General features: G+C 50.9%; 17 protein-coding genes. 12 read left to right on the top strand and 5 right to left on the bottom strand.

The genetic code is table 11. The annotated features are described in order from the left end of the window. Positions 1–369, top strand: a 369-nt coding sequence (locus tag BZG13_RS15420) for a hypothetical protein (RefSeq protein ID WP_206744309.1), incomplete at its 5' end; no start/stop codon positions are given. A 296-nt stretch (positions 370–665) separates the two neighbouring features. Here BZG13_RS15420 and BZG13_RS12545 read toward each other — a convergent pair. After that, a complete protein-coding gene (locus tag BZG13_RS12545; RefSeq protein WP_069363533.1) occupies positions 666–989 on the bottom strand; it encodes a DUF3301 domain-containing protein in 324 nt (107 codons plus the stop codon). After that, complete coding sequence (locus tag BZG13_RS12540) at positions 979–2031, bottom strand: DUF3549 family protein (RefSeq protein ID WP_077486860.1); 1053 nt, start codon at positions 2029–2031, stop codon at positions 979–981. Before BZG13_RS12540 ends, BZG13_RS12545 begins: the two co-directional genes overlap by 11 nt. 139 nt (positions 2032–2170) lie before the next feature. Here BZG13_RS12540 and BZG13_RS12535 point away from each other — a divergent pair, with 139 nt between their 5' ends. Next, positions 2171–2488 (top strand): YqcC family protein, encoded by a 318-nt coding sequence (locus BZG13_RS12535; protein ID WP_077486859.1) that lies wholly within the window; start codon positions 2171–2173, stop codon positions 2486–2488. Next, positions 2485–3237, top strand: coding sequence for a tRNA pseudouridine(65) synthase TruC (truC, locus tag BZG13_RS12530; RefSeq protein ID WP_241824810.1), 753 nt, complete (start codon positions 2485–2487; stop codon positions 3235–3237). The genes BZG13_RS12535 and truC overlap by 4 nt, the downstream gene beginning before the upstream one ends. Positions 3238–3314: 77 nt before the next feature. On the opposite strand, the gene BZG13_RS12525 is transcribed toward truC, so the two are convergent. From BZG13_RS12525 to map, 3 genes are all read right to left on the bottom strand, one after another. Next, positions 3315–3692 (bottom strand): DUF3461 family protein, encoded by a 378-nt coding sequence (locus tag BZG13_RS12525; RefSeq protein ID WP_069363537.1) that lies wholly within the window; start codon positions 3690–3692, stop codon positions 3315–3317. Positions 3693–3768: 76 nt separating this feature from the next. Then, a complete protein-coding gene (gene glnD / locus BZG13_RS12520) occupies positions 3769–6387 on the bottom strand; it encodes a bifunctional uridylyltransferase/uridylyl-removing protein GlnD (protein ID WP_077486858.1) in 2619 nt (872 codons plus the stop codon). 54 nt (positions 6388–6441) lie between these two features. Continuing rightward, positions 6442–7236: a type I methionyl aminopeptidase gene (gene map, locus BZG13_RS12515; protein WP_077458453.1), complete on the bottom strand. Its 795-nt coding sequence runs from the start codon at positions 7234–7236 to the stop codon at positions 6442–6444. Positions 7237–7683: 447 nt separating this feature from the next. Between map and rpsB the strand changes: the two genes are divergently transcribed. The 9 genes from rpsB (at position 7684) to bamA (ending at position 17561) form a co-directional block, all read left to right on the top strand. Continuing rightward, a complete protein-coding gene (gene rpsB, locus BZG13_RS12510) occupies positions 7684–8412 on the top strand; it encodes a 30S ribosomal protein S2 (protein WP_046074175.1) in 729 nt (242 codons plus the stop codon). A 132-nt stretch (positions 8413–8544) separates the two neighbouring features. Next, positions 8545–9387 (top strand): translation elongation factor Ts, encoded by an 843-nt coding sequence (gene tsf, locus BZG13_RS12505; RefSeq protein WP_069363540.1) that lies wholly within the window; start codon positions 8545–8547, stop codon positions 9385–9387. An 82-nt stretch (positions 9388–9469) separates the two neighbouring features. Further along, positions 9470–10198: a UMP kinase gene (pyrH, locus tag BZG13_RS12500; protein ID WP_046074177.1), complete on the top strand. Its 729-nt coding sequence runs from the start codon at positions 9470–9472 to the stop codon at positions 10196–10198. 53 nt (positions 10199–10251) lie between these two features. Continuing rightward, entirely contained in the window at positions 10252–10809 is a 558-nt protein-coding gene (gene frr / locus BZG13_RS12495) for a ribosome recycling factor (protein ID WP_077486857.1), read from the top strand. A gap of 75 nt (positions 10810–10884) precedes the next feature. Beyond that, the gene (locus BZG13_RS12490) at positions 10885–11655 is read left to right on the top strand and encodes an isoprenyl transferase (protein WP_069363542.1); all 771 of its coding nucleotides are present in this window, start codon (positions 10885–10887) and stop codon (positions 11653–11655) included. Between the two features lie 15 nt (positions 11656–11670). After that, entirely contained in the window at positions 11671–12522 is an 852-nt protein-coding gene (locus BZG13_RS12485; RefSeq protein ID WP_069363543.1) for a phosphatidate cytidylyltransferase, read from the top strand. Positions 12523–12540: 18 nt separating this feature from the next. Further along, complete coding sequence (gene ispC / locus BZG13_RS12480; RefSeq protein ID WP_077486856.1) at positions 12541–13737, top strand: 1-deoxy-D-xylulose-5-phosphate reductoisomerase; 1197 nt, start codon at positions 12541–12543, stop codon at positions 13735–13737. Next, positions 13734–15089, top strand: coding sequence for a sigma E protease regulator RseP (rseP, locus tag BZG13_RS12475; protein WP_077486855.1), 1356 nt, complete (start codon positions 13734–13736; stop codon positions 15087–15089). Before ispC ends, rseP begins: the two co-directional genes overlap by 4 nt. Before the next feature lie 33 nt (positions 15090–15122). Beyond that, the gene (bamA, locus tag BZG13_RS12470; protein WP_077486854.1) at positions 15123–17561 is read left to right on the top strand and encodes an outer membrane protein assembly factor BamA; all 2439 of its coding nucleotides are present in this window, start codon (positions 15123–15125) and stop codon (positions 17559–17561) included. Positions 17562–17570: the final 9 nt, after the last annotated feature.

Raw genomic sequence — 17570 nt, 5'->3', positions numbered from 1 at the left:
TTTTATTACAGGGGCTTACATCATATTTCTTTGTTCAAGATAAAAAATGAGAGATTAAGCAGGCGAGAATGGCTTGTACCAAACGCTCAGTCGCGTAATCTTATGGGTGTCGGAAGGGAACTGACACAGGGAACAGGAATCACCAAGGACTTGGTACCTCAGGATGAGGCAGTACTTCAGGAAGAAGCGCTGGCATGGATTGCGAAAAGGACAACGGATGGAGCCGTTCTCTACAAGCAGGGAGCTTGTACGTCAGGAAGACTTAGGACAACCCAGGATGGGGGCTTAAGGACAACTTCAGGACGAAGTCATGGACACCTCCAGGATGGAGAGCTTATCGAAAACGGGAATTTCGGTTTGTCAGGATGACGAAAGGACACCTCCAAGACGGAGAGACATGGAACGACGCTGAAGGAATCGGCGACTGATCAAGGAATGATGCAGGGAGCACCTTTTAGTAGCAGGATGGCTGCAAGTAAAACTCTGGGGCGCGGCGCAAGCTGCGCCCTTTCCTTTTTTCTGGCCGGTTAACCCGACACTGGCGACTCCCTGTCACGCACCGTTAGCACTAACCTTGCGTGTGCACCATACTTCCAATCTAGTACAGCTTTTCACGTCGCGCGAATAATTCTCCCTGCCTTTTTATTATCAATATTGAGTGAGAGCTAGCCGTTGGTTTGGCCAGATCTCGGCATCGCATGAACGGGGGTGTCTATCGCCTTTAACCTTAACCCTCGAAGCTGAGCGTGACCGATGTAATGATCATCCCCGGTGGCAGAAAACTCGAACCAGTATTGGGTGAGCCATTGCCACCCTTGTTCGGTTCTGCGTAGGGTGTGGTGACCTCGTGCGATAGACAATAATTGCAACTCCATCCGCTGGCAGTATTGGCGAATGTACTGGTGTGCTTGCTCGGATTGTCGCCGCTGTTGCCAAAACAGCAAGGCGGCGACAACGACTAAGACAATGGTCAACAGATCAGTGATCATTAGGGGTCTGTCTAACAGCTTGTTGCATACGTGCCATCGCCTGGGTCAGCGCTGGCGAGGTATCACCGTGCAAACGGCTAAGCAGTGCGCCGCGAAGCGGTGGCAGCATCACAAGATCGGCATAGATTTGTTGAAACAGTGCCGTATCGTGCTGATCGGCAAGCGCAATCAAAAAGCGATCCAGCACGGTGTCGTCCGTTAAACTCTCCCAACAGCGCCCTGCAATCGCAACAAAAATCTCGCGATGGTGTAGTTCGGGTTTGTCCAGCACGGCCGCGATCAAATGATGACGTGTAGCTGTTGGGGCACCCGCATGTGCGCGGAGTAAGGCGCTAACCAAGAAAAGATCCACTTCCTGAGCCTGACACATTTGGCTAAACATGTCGCGCACGCTTGCCGCGAGCTTTTCATTGATTTGGCAATGCTCTAAGCAGCCCAGCAGGGCATACAGCGGCGTCGTTGGAAGGTTGTTCAGCGCTTTGCGGATACGAGTGGCATTGTTTTGCTCGGCCATGCGTACACAGGTATCAGCGAGCCCCTGCAGGCCAACCTCTTGCCAGTTATCCCAGCCAAGCTCGCCATTTAAATAATGTTGGGCATGATCATAATACTGACTGGCTGGCCGGCCCAGTTGATAAGTCAATCTGGCATGAAACATTGCCATCTTGTCGTCGGTGGGAGTAAAGGTATAGGGATTGTTGGCCAGTTTTTCACGTTGCTCTTTATTCGGTGTCGCGGTTAGGCGCTCGCCCATGGCCGCGCTGACATACTGCAAAAAGTCTCCCATTGCGGTGTGGTTGAGCAAGCCCCGCTCATCAAGAGGCATTTTTAAAAACCATACCCAAGGGGCACCCCCTGGTGGCCAGAAAGCGACAGCTATGTGGGCATGTTGACGCAAAGGGTGAGGGTAAGGCTGTTGATTGGCCTCAACCGCGCGAAAGGTCGTTTCATCCAGCTGACAAACACGACGACCTAAGTCGTAAACACTGAATTGGCAATCGGCGTGGTCAAATAGGGCGCTGAGGGCGTGAACCGTTTCCATGATGTCCGCTCTTGGTTATCGCTTAATGCGCGCGAGTATATCAGTTTTTACCGGTGAGATGCTTGTCGAGTTGATGTTGTCTTGGCTGGGAACGTGCTATGCTTCGCGGTTTCTAATTTGATTAATGATGAGGTTGTCAATGACTCTTCACCAACAATGTGAGCAACTTCTTGATGAACTCGAACAGTTGCTCGATGCCTGTGATCTGCTCCAATCCGAGCCACCATCACCTAAACGACTAGCCAGTACCGAGCCGTTTGCGGTGGATACGCTTGATTGCCATGAGTGGCTACAGTGGATCTTTTTACCCAAAATGCGTGCCTTGGTTGTTGCTCGCCAGCCGTTGCCAAGCAATTTTGAAATCGCCCCCTATGTGGAAGAAGCGATGAAAGAACATCAAGGGGCGACGGCGGTGGTCAAAGTGACTTATCGTATTGACGCGCTGTTAACCCAATGATGAGTGAACAACCTTTATCTATTTTATACCGTGATGCGTCGTTGGTTGTGGTGAATAAGCCCGCAGGGATGCTGGTCCATCGTTCGTGGCTAGATAAAGGGGAAACACGCTTTGTGATGCAGACATTGAGGGATCAGATCGGTCAGCATGTTTATCCTTTACACCGGCTCGATAAACCCACCTCCGGGGTCTTAGTTTTTGCGCTTTCTCGCGAAGTGGCATCCTTGATGATGCCTCAGTTTGCGCAAGGGCAGATAAAAAAAGCCTACYATGCGGTGGTCAGAGGCTGGATCACAGAGCCCGGTCGACTCGATTACCCACTGGTGGAAGAGCAAGACAAGATCGCGGACAAAGACGCGAGCCAGACACCGACGGCCAAGCCGGCCGTGACGGACTATCAACCACTGGCATCGGTGGAGCTTCCTATCGCAACGGGGCGGTATGCGACCAGCCGCTATAGCCTGGTGGCGATGCAGCCGCAAACGGGAAGAAAACACCAGTTGCGTCGTCATATGCATCACCTCAGCCATCCGATTATTGGCGATACTACCCATGGCGACGGGAGACACAACCGTGTTTTCCGCGAGCACTTTCACTGCCATCAGCTGTTACTTCATGCTAGCGAGATACAGTTTATCCATCCCGTTAGCGCTGAGACGGTCAAGGTACAGGCACCGTTCGATACTAGGTGGCAGTATGTTCTATCGGCACTGGAGTGGGATGTGCCTGGCATCACCTGTTCGGGGTAAATCGCCCCGTGTCGGTAATCCCTTGCAGGCCGCACCTTGCAGGCCGCACCTTGCAGGCAGCTCCCCCATAGGTTGTGTTAGAGCTTATCTAGCTCGGCTTCGATTTCGGCAATCTTACTAGCAACCACTTTTTCCAGATGACGGAGATCGGTGAGTACCTTTTGCTTCACGTCTTGCTCTGTTTGCTCGTGCTGAACGATACGATCCAGTTCATCGATCACCAGAGACAGACTGCGATTGATCTCAGTGACTTCTCGAGACCGGCCGGTGCCGCTGTCGACAACCACATTTTTCCGCTGGCGTGGATACTTAAACTTCATGCTTCGGGCAAAAAGATCACCCTTTTGCTTGCTGAAGTAGACTTTGAGCGTGTCATAACTGGCTTCTTGACGCAGTGAATAACGCTCAATTTTTTCCGGATGTTCAATACCGATATTTTTCAACTGCTGATACATAGCCACCTCATGGTTGAATGTTGCCTCTATTAAGCGACGCACTCACCGTCGCTTAGCATGGTTGACGGGGCGCTTGTTATTTGGCGCGCGCGAGCGCTTTTTCCAGTGCCGCTTTTAACTGTGCTTGATGCTCGGAGGTTAATGCTTGGTTCTCTGCGTCGGTGACGATAAAAAAGTCTTCGGCGCGCTCACCAATGGTGGTGATTTTAGCGGCATGGACACTGACATTTTGGCGCGCAAAGACAGCCCCCACCCGAGCCAATAGTCCAGGTGTGTCGAGTGCTACTAGCTCCATCAATGTGCGACGACCGTTTTTCGTGGGTAAGAAAAGGACCTGGGTTTTAACCGAAAAATGCTGAAGCTTTTGCGGGGCTCGCCGTTTGGGGATAGTCATTGTCCCGGTTTCTGCCAGTGCCTTGCTGACCCCTTCGATAATGCTTGGGTGACGGTCAAGAGGAATGGCCTCGTCATTTTGGTCTAGCACCATAAAGGTATCGAGGGCGTGACCATCTTTACTGGTCATCACTTGTGCATCATGGACGCTCAGGTTTTTCTTATCGAGCGCCGCCACCACGCGTGCAAACAAGCTGGGCCTATCTTGGCAGTAAACAAAAATCTCGGTACCGCCACGGGTTGCTTTTTTACTGACCAGCACCAGTGGGGTGTCGCCGGCGTGATGAAGGAGATGTTCACTGTGCCAAGCAATTTGTTTATGGGTATGGCGCAGAAAGTAGTCCGCCTTAAAACGCTGCCACAAGACTTCTATATCCCTGGGACTATGGCCTTGTTTACGTAACATGGCAGCCGCTAAGTGTTTGTTATGACGAATGCGTTCACGTACATCTGGTGGATTTTCTAAGCCGCGGCGCAGTGCTTTTTGTGTCGAGTAATATAGCTCTGCGATCAGTGTGCGTTTCCAACTGTTCCATAAATCTGGGTTGGTGGCATTGATGTCGGCCACGGTAAGACAAAGGAGAAGATCCAGCCGCTCTTCATCACGCACCTCTTTGGCAAAGTCAGTAATCACATCAGGATCATAAATATCACGGCGCTGCGCGGTGACGGACATCAATAAGTGGTTACGGACGAGCCAGCTGACAATGTTTGCTTCTGGTTTGGATAAACCATGCTCTAAACAAAAATCATGCGATTCAATGGCGCCAATCTCGCTATGATCGCCACCGCGCCCCTTGCCAATGTCATGAAAAATGGCCGCAATCAGTAAAAGCTCGCGGCGTGCTAGGCGGGGGAAGACATCACAACAAATGGGATGGCGATCTCGGTTGGCCTCGTCATCAAACAAGCGCATATGTTTGAGTAGGCGAATGGTATGCTCGTCGACGGTATAGACATGAAACAAGTCAAATTGCATTTGGCCGACAATTTGACTCCACTGCGGCAGGTAGGCGGACATCACCCCGTGGCGGTGCATTAAACCAAACGCTTTGTGCAGCGCATTGGGGTGACGAACCAAGGCCATGAATTTTTCACGTGCATCTTCTTGCTGACACAAAAAGTGATTGAGTCGACGTCTTGCTGTTCGCAACTGCCGCAGGGTAGGCGCCGCAATCGCTTCAATCGAGGTGTCGTTAGCGATATGCAGCATCATATCGAGAATGGTTTCCGGTCGCGCTTGAAATAGCGCGGGTTTACGCGCTTCGATGGTGCGTCCGCAGCGCTGAAAATCGTCACTTAACACTTCAACGTCACCCGTGCGGCCATTGTCGATGATCACTTGATCAAAGATTTGTAGCAGCATTTTGTTAAGCTCGCCGACGCGTCCAAGCGTGCGGAAGAAGTCTTTCATCATGGTTTCGACTGCACGGTTGCCTTCACCACGATAGCCAAGCAGCTCCGCGACCGATGTTTGGTGTGCAAAGGTCAGGCGGTTATCGTAACGGCGCAGCTCAAGGTGAAGCGCAAAGCGAATACGCCACAATACGTTTTGACACTCATTGAGTTCGCGAAATTCCGCGTCGGTCAAAAAGCCAAAGTCGCTCATCTCTCGTAAGCTGGTGGCGCCAAAGTGACGGCGCGCAATCCAAGACAAGGTATGGATGTCTCTCAGACTGCCAGGACTGAGTTTCAAATCAGGCTCAAGCTTGTAGGCCGTATCATGGTAGCGGCGATGACGCGCTTTTTGCTCGTCGACTTTGGCTCGATAAAAGCGCTCACTGGGCCAAAAACTGTCATCATGCACGCGCGCTTCAAGCGCCTCAAAAAGCTGAGCGTCACCACATAATAAGCGAGATTCTTGCAAATTGGTGGCGACAGTCAAATCGTCCAGCCCAACACGAATGCACTCGTCGACGGTGCGTACACTGTGGCCGACTTCAAGCTTTAAATCCCATAAGAGGGTCAGCAGATCGCTTAAACGTTGTTGCTGATGGGGATCCAGTGGGGATTGGCAAAGTAGGAGTAAATCGATATCCGACAGGGGGTGCAGCTCACGCCGGCCGTACCCCCCTACCGCGACGAGAGCAAGTGAGGTTTGTGCAAACCCAAAGTGATGCCACAAGCGCGCCAATAAGGCATCCATATAATCGGTGCGCTGGTATACCAATTCCGCCACAGGGACATTAGCCAAAAAGTCCTGTTTTTGCTGCTCAAGCAATTGCTGGAATTGGGCTTTTAGGGTAATGGGGTCGAGCTGATCATCCCCGAGATGTTGTGGCGTAATCACTGTGTCTGTCATGGCGATCCTTTGCGCAAAAAAAAGCCGGAGCGAAGCCGGCTTTTATGGGTTGGATTAGTGGTTGATGTAACGCGGGAGGCTCTCTTCCTCTCTCAGCGTTAATACCTCGACCCCAGTCTCGGTCACCAGTAGCGTATGCTCCCACTGGGCCGACTTCTTACCGTCGATGGTATACACCGTCCAGCCGTCGTCTTCATCAAGCACGGTACCGTATTTACCTGCATTAATCATAGGCTCGATGGTGAAGCACATGCCAGGTTTGAGTACAGTGCGATCATTATTTTTGTAGTGCACCACTTGAGGATCTTCATGGAAGCTCGCACCAATGCCATGCCCACAGTACTCTTTCACGATCGAGTAGCGTGTATTGCTATTTTTAATGAATTTTTGAATGGCGGAGCCAAGCTCGCCCACGGTTGCCCCGGGTTTGACCTTTTTGATCGCGTGATAGAGGCTTTCTTGTGTGACACGACATAGACGTTTGTCTTCCAAAGACACCTCACCGACTAAAAACATCTTTGAGGTGTCGCCATGGTAGCCATCTTTGATCACAGTGACATCGATGTTGACTATATCGCCCTCTTGCAGCACATCGTCATCGTTCGGAATGCCATGGCAAACCACATGGTTAATCGAGGTGCACATGGATTTGGGAAAACCATGATAATCCAAGGTGGCCGGTGTCGTGCCTTGCACTTCAGTCATATATTTGTGAGCAATGTCATCCAGCTCACGGGTGGTGACGCCGGGTTTTACATGGTCGCCAAGCATGACGAGCACGTCGGAAGCCAAGCGGCCAGCGACGCGCATTTTTTCAATTTCTTCTTCTGTTTTAATCGGGATTGTCATTTTGCTTTCTCACTTTAATTTGGGTCGCTCAATGATGACGATGAGAACGAGAGCCGGATCTTTTCACGCTCGGTATCATCGAGCACAGCCGCCCAGAGCTGCTACGCTTGTCGCAGCGACTGAGGTGAGCAGCCGTATGATCGTGGTGCTATGGTACCAAGCCATCTGCATTCTGGAAACCAAAAGGGGCGGGATCCCGATGAGAGGCGGTGGCAACCAAGCTTGACCGAATGCGCAATATTGCTGGATTTTACTGGTGTTTTTGTGGTATAAAGCGCGCCGAAAACCGTCATTGTGATCAATCTGGCTGAGCTGGGTTTCAGTTTGATGGTCTTCACTCAACATTTTTTATTTTAAATCACACACATATCGACACATTGACCGGGGTGCCCTCAAGCGGGTCGGTGGATGGGATATGTGGAGGCCTAACCCCAAGAGGAAATTATCATGGCTACTGTTTCAATGCGCGACATGCTCAAGGCGGGCGTACACTTCGGTCACCAAACTCGTTACTGGAACCCAAAAATGAAGCCTTTCATCTTTGGTTCACGTAACAAGGTGCACATCATCAACCTTGAGAAAACTGTACCAATGTTTAACGATGCTTTGGCTGAACTGTCAAAAATCGGTGAGCGTAAAGGTAAAGTCCTGTTCGTTGGTACTAAGCGCGCAGCAAGCGAAGCGGTAAAAGCGGCAGCAGAAAACTGCGAGCAGTTTTATGTAAGCAACCGTTGGTTGGGCGGCATGCTCACTAACTGGAAAACCGTTCGTACATCTATCAAGCGTCTGAAAGACCTGGAAACTCAGTCTACTGACGGTACGTTTGAGAAGCTGACCAAGAAAGAAGCACTGATGTACACCCGTGAGATGGAAAAGCTCGACAAATCACTGGGTGGTATCAAAAACATGAACGGCCTGCCTGATGCAATGTTCGTTATCGATGCGGATCACGAGCACATTGCCATCAAAGAAGCGAACAACCTGGGTATCCCAGTATTTGCAGTGGTAGATACTAACTCTAACCCAGACGGCGTTGACCACGTCATTCCAGGTAACGATGACGCAATCCGCGCTATCCAGCTTTACCTGAATGCCGCGTCTGACGCTTACAAAGAAGGCCGTAGCCAAGACATCGTTGCGCAAGCAGAAGACGAGCTGGTTGAAGTCGCTGAATAAGACGACAGCTCCTTGTGAGCGTTCTTAGCCATCAGCGTGTCATCTTTCATGCTGTAAGCTAAGTATGGTTAGCAGGGGCCGATTTCGGGCCCCTGTTTTTTACCCAAATAGTTTCGAATCGAGGATTGAACAATGGCAACTGTTACCGCTGCCCTGGTTAAAGAACTTCGCGAGCGCACTGGCGCTGGCATGATGGAATGTAAAAAAGCACTGGTTGAAGCGAACGCAGATATCGAAGTAGCAATCGAGAACATGCGTAAGAGCGGTGCGGCAAAAGCAGCGAAGAAAGCTGGCCGTGTTGCTGCTGAAGGCGTGATCCTAGTGAAAGAAAACGAAGGTAAAGCAGCGATCGTTGAGATCAACTGTGAAACTGACTTCGTTGCAAAAGACGCAAACTTCGTAGAGTTTGCTGATCAAGTTGCTGAAGCTGCACTGGCTGAAGGCCTTGACATCGACGCGCTGAAAGAAAAATTTGAACAGCAGCGTGCTGACCTGGTTGCGAAAATCGGTGAAAACATGGATATCCGCCGTGTTTCATTCATCGAAGGCGAGAAAGTGGGCTCWTACCGTCACGGCGGTCGCATCGGTGTTATCGTTGCGGCAAAAGCGGACGAAGAAACCATCAAGCACGTGGCGATGCACATTGCCGCGTCTAAGCCTGACTATGTTAACCCTGAAGATGTACCTGCCGACGTGGTAGAGAAAGAGAAGCAAATTCAGGTTGATATCGCAATGGAATCAGGCAAACCTGCTGAGATCGCAGAGAAAATGGTTGCTGGTCGCATGAAGAAATTCACCGGTGAAATTTCTCTGACAGGTCAAGCATTCGTGATGGACCCATCACAAACTGTGGGCCAAATGCTGAAAGAAAAAGGTGCCGAAGTGACCGACTTCATCCGCTTTGAAGTGGGCGAAGGCATCGAGAAAGAAGAAGTAGACTTTGCTGCAGAAGTTGCTGCGGCGCAACAAAGCTAATTTTTCTGACTCAGACCGCGGTACTCGCCGCGGTCTTCCATAACCTTCTTCCCCAACGAGTGCCTAATAGAAAGGTAGTGAAATGACCACAAATCCTAAGCCAGCTTATCAACGAATTTTACTTAAACTTAGCGGTGAAGCCCTGCAGGGCGATGATGGATTCGGGATTGATCCCGCTGTGCTAGATCGTATGGCACAAGAAATCAAAGAACTGGTCGAGCTGGGTGTTCAGGTGGGTTTGGTTATCGGTGGCGGTAATCTATTCCGGGGTGCTGGTCTTGCTGAGGCGGGAATGAACCGTGTTGTGGGCGATCACATGGGTATGTTAGCCACCGTGATGAACGGGTTGGCAATGCGTGACGCACTTCATCGTGCCTATGTGAACGCGCGAGTGATGTCGGCCATTCCCTTGAATGGTGTATGTGATAGCTATAATTGGGCAGAAGCGATTAGCCAGCTTCGCAATGGTCGTGTCGTGATATTCTCCGCCGGGACAGGTAACCCTTTCTTCACCACGGATTCAGCGGCCTGTTTACGCGGTATTGAAATCGAATCTGATATCGTGATTAAAGCAACCAAGGTCGATGGTGTGTACAGCGATGACCCAACCAAAAACCCAGATGCAACGCTTTATGACTCGCTGACATACCAAGATGTGTTAGAAAAAGAGTTGAAAGTGATGGATTTGGCCGCATTTACGCTAGCACGTGATCATAAGTTGCCCCTTCGTGTCTTTAATATGAACAAGCCAGGTGCATTACGCCGTGTCGTGATGGGCGAGGCAGAAGGCACCTTGATCACTAACAGCTAAGCCGATATTGGTGGCATAATCTTACAAACTAATTCAATCGCAAGGATACTCCCGTGATTAATGACATAAAAGACGACGCCAAAGCGCGTATGGATAAAAGTGTAGACGCGCTAAAACACACGCTAGGTAAATTGCGCACAGGCCGTGCCCACCCAAGCTTGCTTGAAGGGATCACGGTTGAGTACTACGGTGCACCGACCCCCCTGAATCAGCTGGCCTCAATTGTGGCAGAAGATGCGCGTACGTTGGCGATCAGCGTGTACGACAAGCAAGTGACACAAGCAGTTGAAAAAGCAATCATGACCTCAGACTTGGGCCTTAACCCAGCCTCTGCCGGCACAGTGATCCGTGTTCCTTTGCCCCCGTTGACCGAAGAGCGTCGCAAAGACATGGTGAAAGTCGTGCGTGCTGAAGGTGAGCAAGCTCGTGTCGCTGTTCGTAACATTCGCCGTGATGCTAACAATGAGCTTAAAGCGCTGCTTAAAGACAAAGAAATCTCTGAAGATGATGAGCATCGCGCGCAAGATAACATTCAAAAGTTGACCGATGAAGCGGTCAAGAATGTTGATGCACTTCTTGATGCAAAAGAAAAAGAGTTGATGGAAGTCTAAATCTCATTAGACTTTACCGCCGATGCTAAAGCGCTGTGCGTGCAGTACAGCGCTTTTTATTTGCCAAGGAGAAACATGAGTTCCCAGTCTCTTGATGCGCAGCTCGAATCTGCCGCTTTACCGCAGCACATTGCCGTGATCATGGACGGCAATGGACGTTGGGCCAAAGCACGAGGCAAAGCCCGTGTGTTTGGACATAAAGCGGGTGTCAAAGCGGTGCGTAAAACGGTGAAAGCAGCGTCTGAACTCGGGGTAAAAGCCCTGACGTTATTTGCATTTAGCAGTGAGAACTGGCGTCGTCCTGAAGATGAAGTAAGCGTATTGATGGAGCTATTTATCAATGTGCTTTCTCGTGAAGTCAAGCGGCTAGACAGTCACGGTGTACAATTACGCATTATCGGTGATACCTCTCGCTTTAGCCCGTCTCTGCAAACCAAAATCGCTGAAGCCGAAGCGCTGACGGCAAACAATGATCGCTTGGTGCTCAATATTGCTGCTAACTATGGTGGGCAGTGGGATATTACCCAGGCAACACGCCGAGTGGCCGAAGAAGTCGCCGCAGGGCAGTTGCAACCGAACGATATCGGTGAGCAAGATATTGCTCGCCATTTGATGTTGGCTGACTTACCGGACGTGGATTTGATGATCCGCACCAGCGGGGAGTGTCGCATCAGTAACTTTATTTTATGGCAAGCCGCTTATGCCGAGCTGTGTTTTACTGAGCAGTATTGGCCGGACTTCAACGAACAGAGTTTGTATGATGCTGTGGCTTGGTACGTCAACCGAGAACGACGGTTTGGCTGCACGGGCGAGCAAATTAAAGCCATGATAACCACGGATAAGTAACCACGAGGAATCAGTTTGCTCAAACAACGAGTTTTAACCGCGGCCTTTTTAGTCCCGTTAGTGGTCGCGGGCGTTTTCTACTTACCGTTTCCTGCCTTTGTGGCAGCGATAGCGGTCGTCACGCTTATTGGACTTTGGGAGTGGACGCAATTTGTTTCGGCGTCGTCACGCCTGCTGACTTTTATCATTCCCGCTGCGGCGTTGGCATTGTCTCTGTTTGCTCTCCCTTTTGACGCCATGGCATTGGGGCACGTCCGTTTACCGCCTTTTGCGGTCGCCGCCACAGGGGCGGCTTGGTGGCTATTTGCTACTGTTCTTGTGCTCGCATTCCCGCGCTCCGGCAGCTATTGGACCCACAGTAAACTCCTTCGTTTGGTGTTTGGCTTGCTCACTATGTTGCCCTTTATGTGGAGTGTGTTGTTACTGCGCGCCGCGGATTATCAATTTTCCACTTACTACGGTGCCAAATTAGTACTGCTGGTATTTGTGCTGGTTTGGTGTGCGGACAGCGGTGCTTACTTTGCTGGAAAGAAGTTTGGCAAACACAAAATGGCACCGGCGGTGAGCCCGAATAAGACCCTTGAAGGGTTACTGGGCGGGCTGGCCGCGGCGGTAGGGGTGACCTGGCTGGGTGCCTACGCGTTAGAGCTTCACTTTGCCAACCTTGGGGTATTGTTAGCGATTGCGGTGGTAACTGCTTTAGCCTCGGTGTTGGGGGATCTTGCCGAAAGCATGTTTAAGCGTGTGGCAGGGGTCAAAGACAGTGGTAACCTTCTTCCTGGTCATGGCGGTATTCTCGACCGTATTGATAGTCTAACAGCCGCATTCCCCGTGTTTACCGTGTTGTATTTCGCGTTTGCGAATTAAGTGAAACGAGTCGTTTACATGCAAAAAATCACCGTTTTAGGCGCGACAGGTTCGATTGGTACCAGCACATTGAAAGTGGTGGAAGCGAACCCTGAGCAGTATGACGTCACCGCACTGGCGGCGCATACCAATGTTGAGAAAATGGTCGCCTTGTGTGTCCGTTGGCAGCCCGCATACGCCGCAATGGCGGATGACGGTGCGGCACATCAATTGCGCAAAGCGCTTGCGGAGAAAGGCCTGCGTACCGAAGTCCTTGGCGGCGCAGAGAGCCTGTGCCACCTCGCCTCACTACCGGACGTTGATATGGTGATGGCTGCTGTTGTCGGCGCAGCAGGGTTACCTTCGACCATGGCTGCGGTTAAGGCGGGAAAGCGTGTGCTACTGGCCAATAAAGAGGCCTTGGTGATGTCAGGGCAGTTCTTTATTGATGCGGTACATCAGTATGGTGCAGAACTGCTGCCGATAGATAGCGAACACAATGCCATTTTTCAATGCTTGCCTGACGCGGTACAAAAAGCACCTGGACGCTGCGATCTTAACGCCGCTGGGGTCAACAAAATCTTATTAACGGGATCGGGCGGCCCGTTCCGTTATCGCGATCCGGACAGCTTGGCAGCTGTCAGTATCGAAGAAGCGGTCGCGCATCCTAACTGGTCGATGGGACCGAAAATCTCGGTTGATTCCGCCACCATGATGAATAAAGGCTTGGAATACATTGAAGCGCGTTGGTTATTCAACGCTAAGCCTGCTCAGTTGGAGGTGGTGATCCATCCTCAGTCAGTGATCCACTCCATGGTACAGATGTGTGACGGCTCGGTGTTAGCACAGTTAGGGACACCGGATATGTGCACCCCTATTGCGCATGCGATGGGACACCCCGAACGCGTGCAAGCGCCTGTCGCGCCCCTCGATTTTACCCAAATTGGTGAGTTTACCTTTATGGCCCCCGATCCCCGGCGTTACCCATGCTTATCGCTTGCCATGGCAGCGTGTGAGCAAGGACAGGCGGCAACGACAAGTTTGAATGCGGCCAATGAACAAGCCGTGGCGGCCTTCTTGGCAGGCAAAGTGGGTTTTATGGATATTGCCCGTATTAATGAGCAGGTTATGACTCAGTTGCCGCTCCCGACACCGACAAGCTTGGATTGCTTATTTGAGCTGGATAGAATAGCGCGCATGACTGCAAATGAGCAGATTGCTAAGGTGGCACGATGAGTGGGTTTCTATGGAATGCAGCGGCGTTTATCGTCGCACTGGGAATACTGGTTGCGATTCATGAGTTTGGTCATTTCTGGGTCGCTCGTCGTTGCGGCGTGAAGGTAGAGCGCTTTTCCATTGGTTTTGGCCGTGCACTATGGCGCAAATATGGCAAGGACGGCACTGAGTACGTGATTGCTGCTATCCCTCTTGGCGGCTATGTCAAAATGTTGGACGAGCGTATTGAGGCAGTGCCTGAGGCGGATAAACCCCTTGCTTTCAACAACCAACCTTTATGGCAGCGCAGTGCGATTGTTGCTGCTGGCCCCATCGCTAATTTCGTCTTTGCCGTTTTTGCATACTGGCTGGTGATGATGATAGGTGTGCCCGCGGTAAAGCCAGTGATTGGTGAAATTGCACCCAACTCGATCGCGGCGGACGCGGGAATTGAGTCAGGGATGGAACTAACCCAAGTTTCAGGCGTCGAAACCGCTGATTGGCAAGCTGTGAATTTTGCGTTGATCGGCCATATCGGTGATGAGAGCATGACCCTCACTGCGAAGCCGACGCCTGCATCCAGTTATGACAGAGATTATCAACTGGACTTAGACCGATGGCAGTTTAATCCAGAAAAGCAATCGCCACTGACGACATTAGGGATCACGCCTTATCGCCCTGCGATAACGTTATCGATCGCGCAAGTGGTAGAGGGAAGCGCGGCAGAGCAGGCGGGTCTCAAGCAAGGCGATACAATTATTGCCGTGGGTGACACCGAGCTGTCGTCATGGCAGCGTTTGGTCGAGGTGATTAAAGCCAGCCCGAATCAAGCGTTGTCACTGATGGTCATGCGAGAAGGACAGCAACAGTCTGTGGTGCTAACGCCGGATGCGCGCGAAGGCGATGGTAAAGTGATAGGTTATGCCGGTATTGCGCCGCAAATGGAACCGTGGCCGGATTCATATCGGTTTACTCAGCAATATGGACCACTAGCCGCGATACCTGAAGCGGTAGATAAAACAGGCCAAGTGATCAGCATGACGGTCAATATGATCAAAAAGCTGATTACGGGCGATGTAGGGGTGAATAACTTGAGCGGCCCTATATCGATAGCAAAAGGCGCGGGGATGACCGCGGAGATCGGGTTGATCTCATTTTTAGGGTTTATGGCACTGATTAGCGTGAACCTGGGCATTATCAATTTACTCCCTCTGCCCGTATTGGATGGCGGCCATTTGCTGTTCTTTGGGATTGAGGCTGTCACACGGCGACCGGTATCGGAGCGTGTGCAGGATTTTGGGTATCGAATCGGCGCTGCCGTGTTGATGATGGTAATGGCAGTGGCATTGTTTAACGACTTCGCCCGACTTTAAACGGTTAGTATTCAAGGATAAGTCAGATAGCAGATGGCGATGAAAAAACTATTAATAGCGTCTCTTTTAGTAAGCAGCAGTATGGCGCATGCTGACGCATTCCAAGTCAGCGATATCCGCTTTGAGGGGCTACAACGCGTCAGTTTAGGGGCCGCTTTATTGTCGATGCCTGTGCGGGTCGGCGACAAGGTTGACGATGAAGATGTCGCAGACGTCATCAACGCGCTCTTTGCCTCAGGTAACTTTGAGGATGTACGCGTGTATCGCGATGACGACGCCCTGCTGGTCAAAGTGGTGGAGCGTCCGACCATTGCCAGTATCTCTTTTTCGGGTAACAAGGCAATCAAGGAAGAGCAGCTAAAAGAGAACCTGACGTCGTCAGGTCTTCGGGTTGGCGAAGCGCTCGATCGCACCCAACTGAGCAAAATCGAAAAAGGCCTCGAGGACTTTTATTACAGTGTGGGTAAATACAGTGCGTCGGTGAAAGCCGTCGTGACGCCCTTGCCGCGCAACCGCGCTGATTTGAAATTTGTCTTCACCGAAGGTGTGTCTGCCAAAATTGAGCAAATTAACTTTGTCGGTAATGATGTGTTCAGTGATGAGCAATTACGCGATAATTTTGATTTGCGTGCCGATGTGCCGTGGTGGAATTTTCTCGCCAATGAAAAGTATCAAAAACAGGTTCTTGCAGGCGATCTTGAGAAACTACGCAGTTTTTATCTAAACCGTGGTTATTTGAAGTTCCGTGTTGAGTCGACACAAGTAGCGATTTCACCGGACAAAAAAGGGGTGTACATCACCTTAAATGTCAATGAAGGCAAGCCTTATCAGGTCGCTGATTTAGACTTTCGTGGCGACCCACAGAATGAAGACACTTACCGCTCACTGGTCACCTTTACCCGTGGCGATACCTACAACGGCGATAAAGTGACCGCACTTGAAGAGGCGATTAAACGGCACCTGGGCGAGACAGGCTTTGCTTATCCGAAAGTGAACACCCTACCCAGCTTTGACGATGATAATCAGCAGGTGTCGTTAACGGTCAACGTTGAGCCCGGTAAGCGAATTTATGTGCGCAATGTGCGTTTTTCAGGCAACACCACCACCAAAGATGAAGTGTTGCGCCGTGAAATGCGACAGCTTGAAGGCACTTGGCTTAACTCAAAAGCGGTTACTCGTGGTAAAGAGCGCCTCAGTCGTACCGGCTTTTTCCAGAACGTGGAAGTGGATACCCAGCGGGTGCCAGGCACGGATGATCAAGTCGACGTTAACTATAAGGTTAAAGAAGCTAACTCCGGCAGCATCAACTTTGGTATCGGTTATGGCACCGAGTCTGGTGCGAGCTTACAGCTCGGCTTACAGCAAGATAACTTTGCCGGTACGGGAAACCGCTTTGGTATCAACGCCATGGTCAACGACTATCGCAAAAACCTCACGCTTGAGTACCGTGACCCTTACTTTACCCTTGATGGTGTGAGCCTAGGCGGCAAGGTGTTCTATAACGAGTTTGAAGCCCGTGACGCCAATATCGTTGAGTACACCAACCAAAGTTACGGTACCAACCTCACATGGGGCTTTTGGACTGACGAGCTGAACTCGATTGATTTCTCGCTAGGATACACTCACAACAAGATTGAGAACCTCGGCAGTTATTATCAAATTGATAAGTTCTTAGACCTTCACCAAGATAACCTTAATAACAATGAAGGCCTGGAAGTTGACGACTTTGATATGTCGGTATCCTGGACGCGCAATAATCTCAACCGCGGCTACTTCCCAACCGCGGGTAACTACCAACGCGCATCGTATCGGATGACGGTACCTGGCTCGGATGTGCAGTACTTTAAAATGCAGTATGACATCCGCCAGTACGTGCCGCTGACACAAGAGCACGAGTTTACGCTGTTGATGCGTGGTCGACTTGGCTATGGTAACGGTTATGGTCAAACCAATGGCCAAGATCATATGCTGCCGTTTTATGAAAACTATTACGCAGGGGGCTTCTCGTCACTGCGTGGCTTCCGTTCCAATACGGTAGGCCCCAAAGCGGTCTATAAAGATAAGTCGGAAGGAGGATCTGAGCAATCAGACGGAGACGTTGAGTACTCAGAAGGTAGCTATGGTTCGAGTGATGCCGTAGGTGGTAATGCTATGGCACGCGCGAGTGCCGAGTTGATTGTGCCAACACCGTTTGCCTCCGAGGAGGCGCGTGAGCAAATCCGTACCAGTGTGTTTATCGATGCCGCCTCAGTGTGGGACACTGAATTTGATCGCCAAGAATTGGTCGACATGGGCTATCCCGCCGGTACAAAAGACTATTCCGATCCCTCCAATATCAGTGCCTCTTACGGCATGGCATTGCAGTGGATGTCCCCAATGGCACCTTTGGTATTTTCTATCGCAAAACCTATTACAAGCCAGCCTGGCGACGATGAAGAGTTCTTTACCTTCACGATCGGGCGCACATTCTGATGATCAGAA

The organism is Salinivibrio sp. ML323, assembly GCF_001995745.1.
Taxonomy (GTDB): Bacteria; Pseudomonadota; Gammaproteobacteria; order Enterobacterales; family Vibrionaceae; genus Salinivibrio; species Salinivibrio kushneri.
Note: the sequence above shows the minus strand (reverse complement) of the source record. Positions and strands in the feature narration are given on the sequence as shown.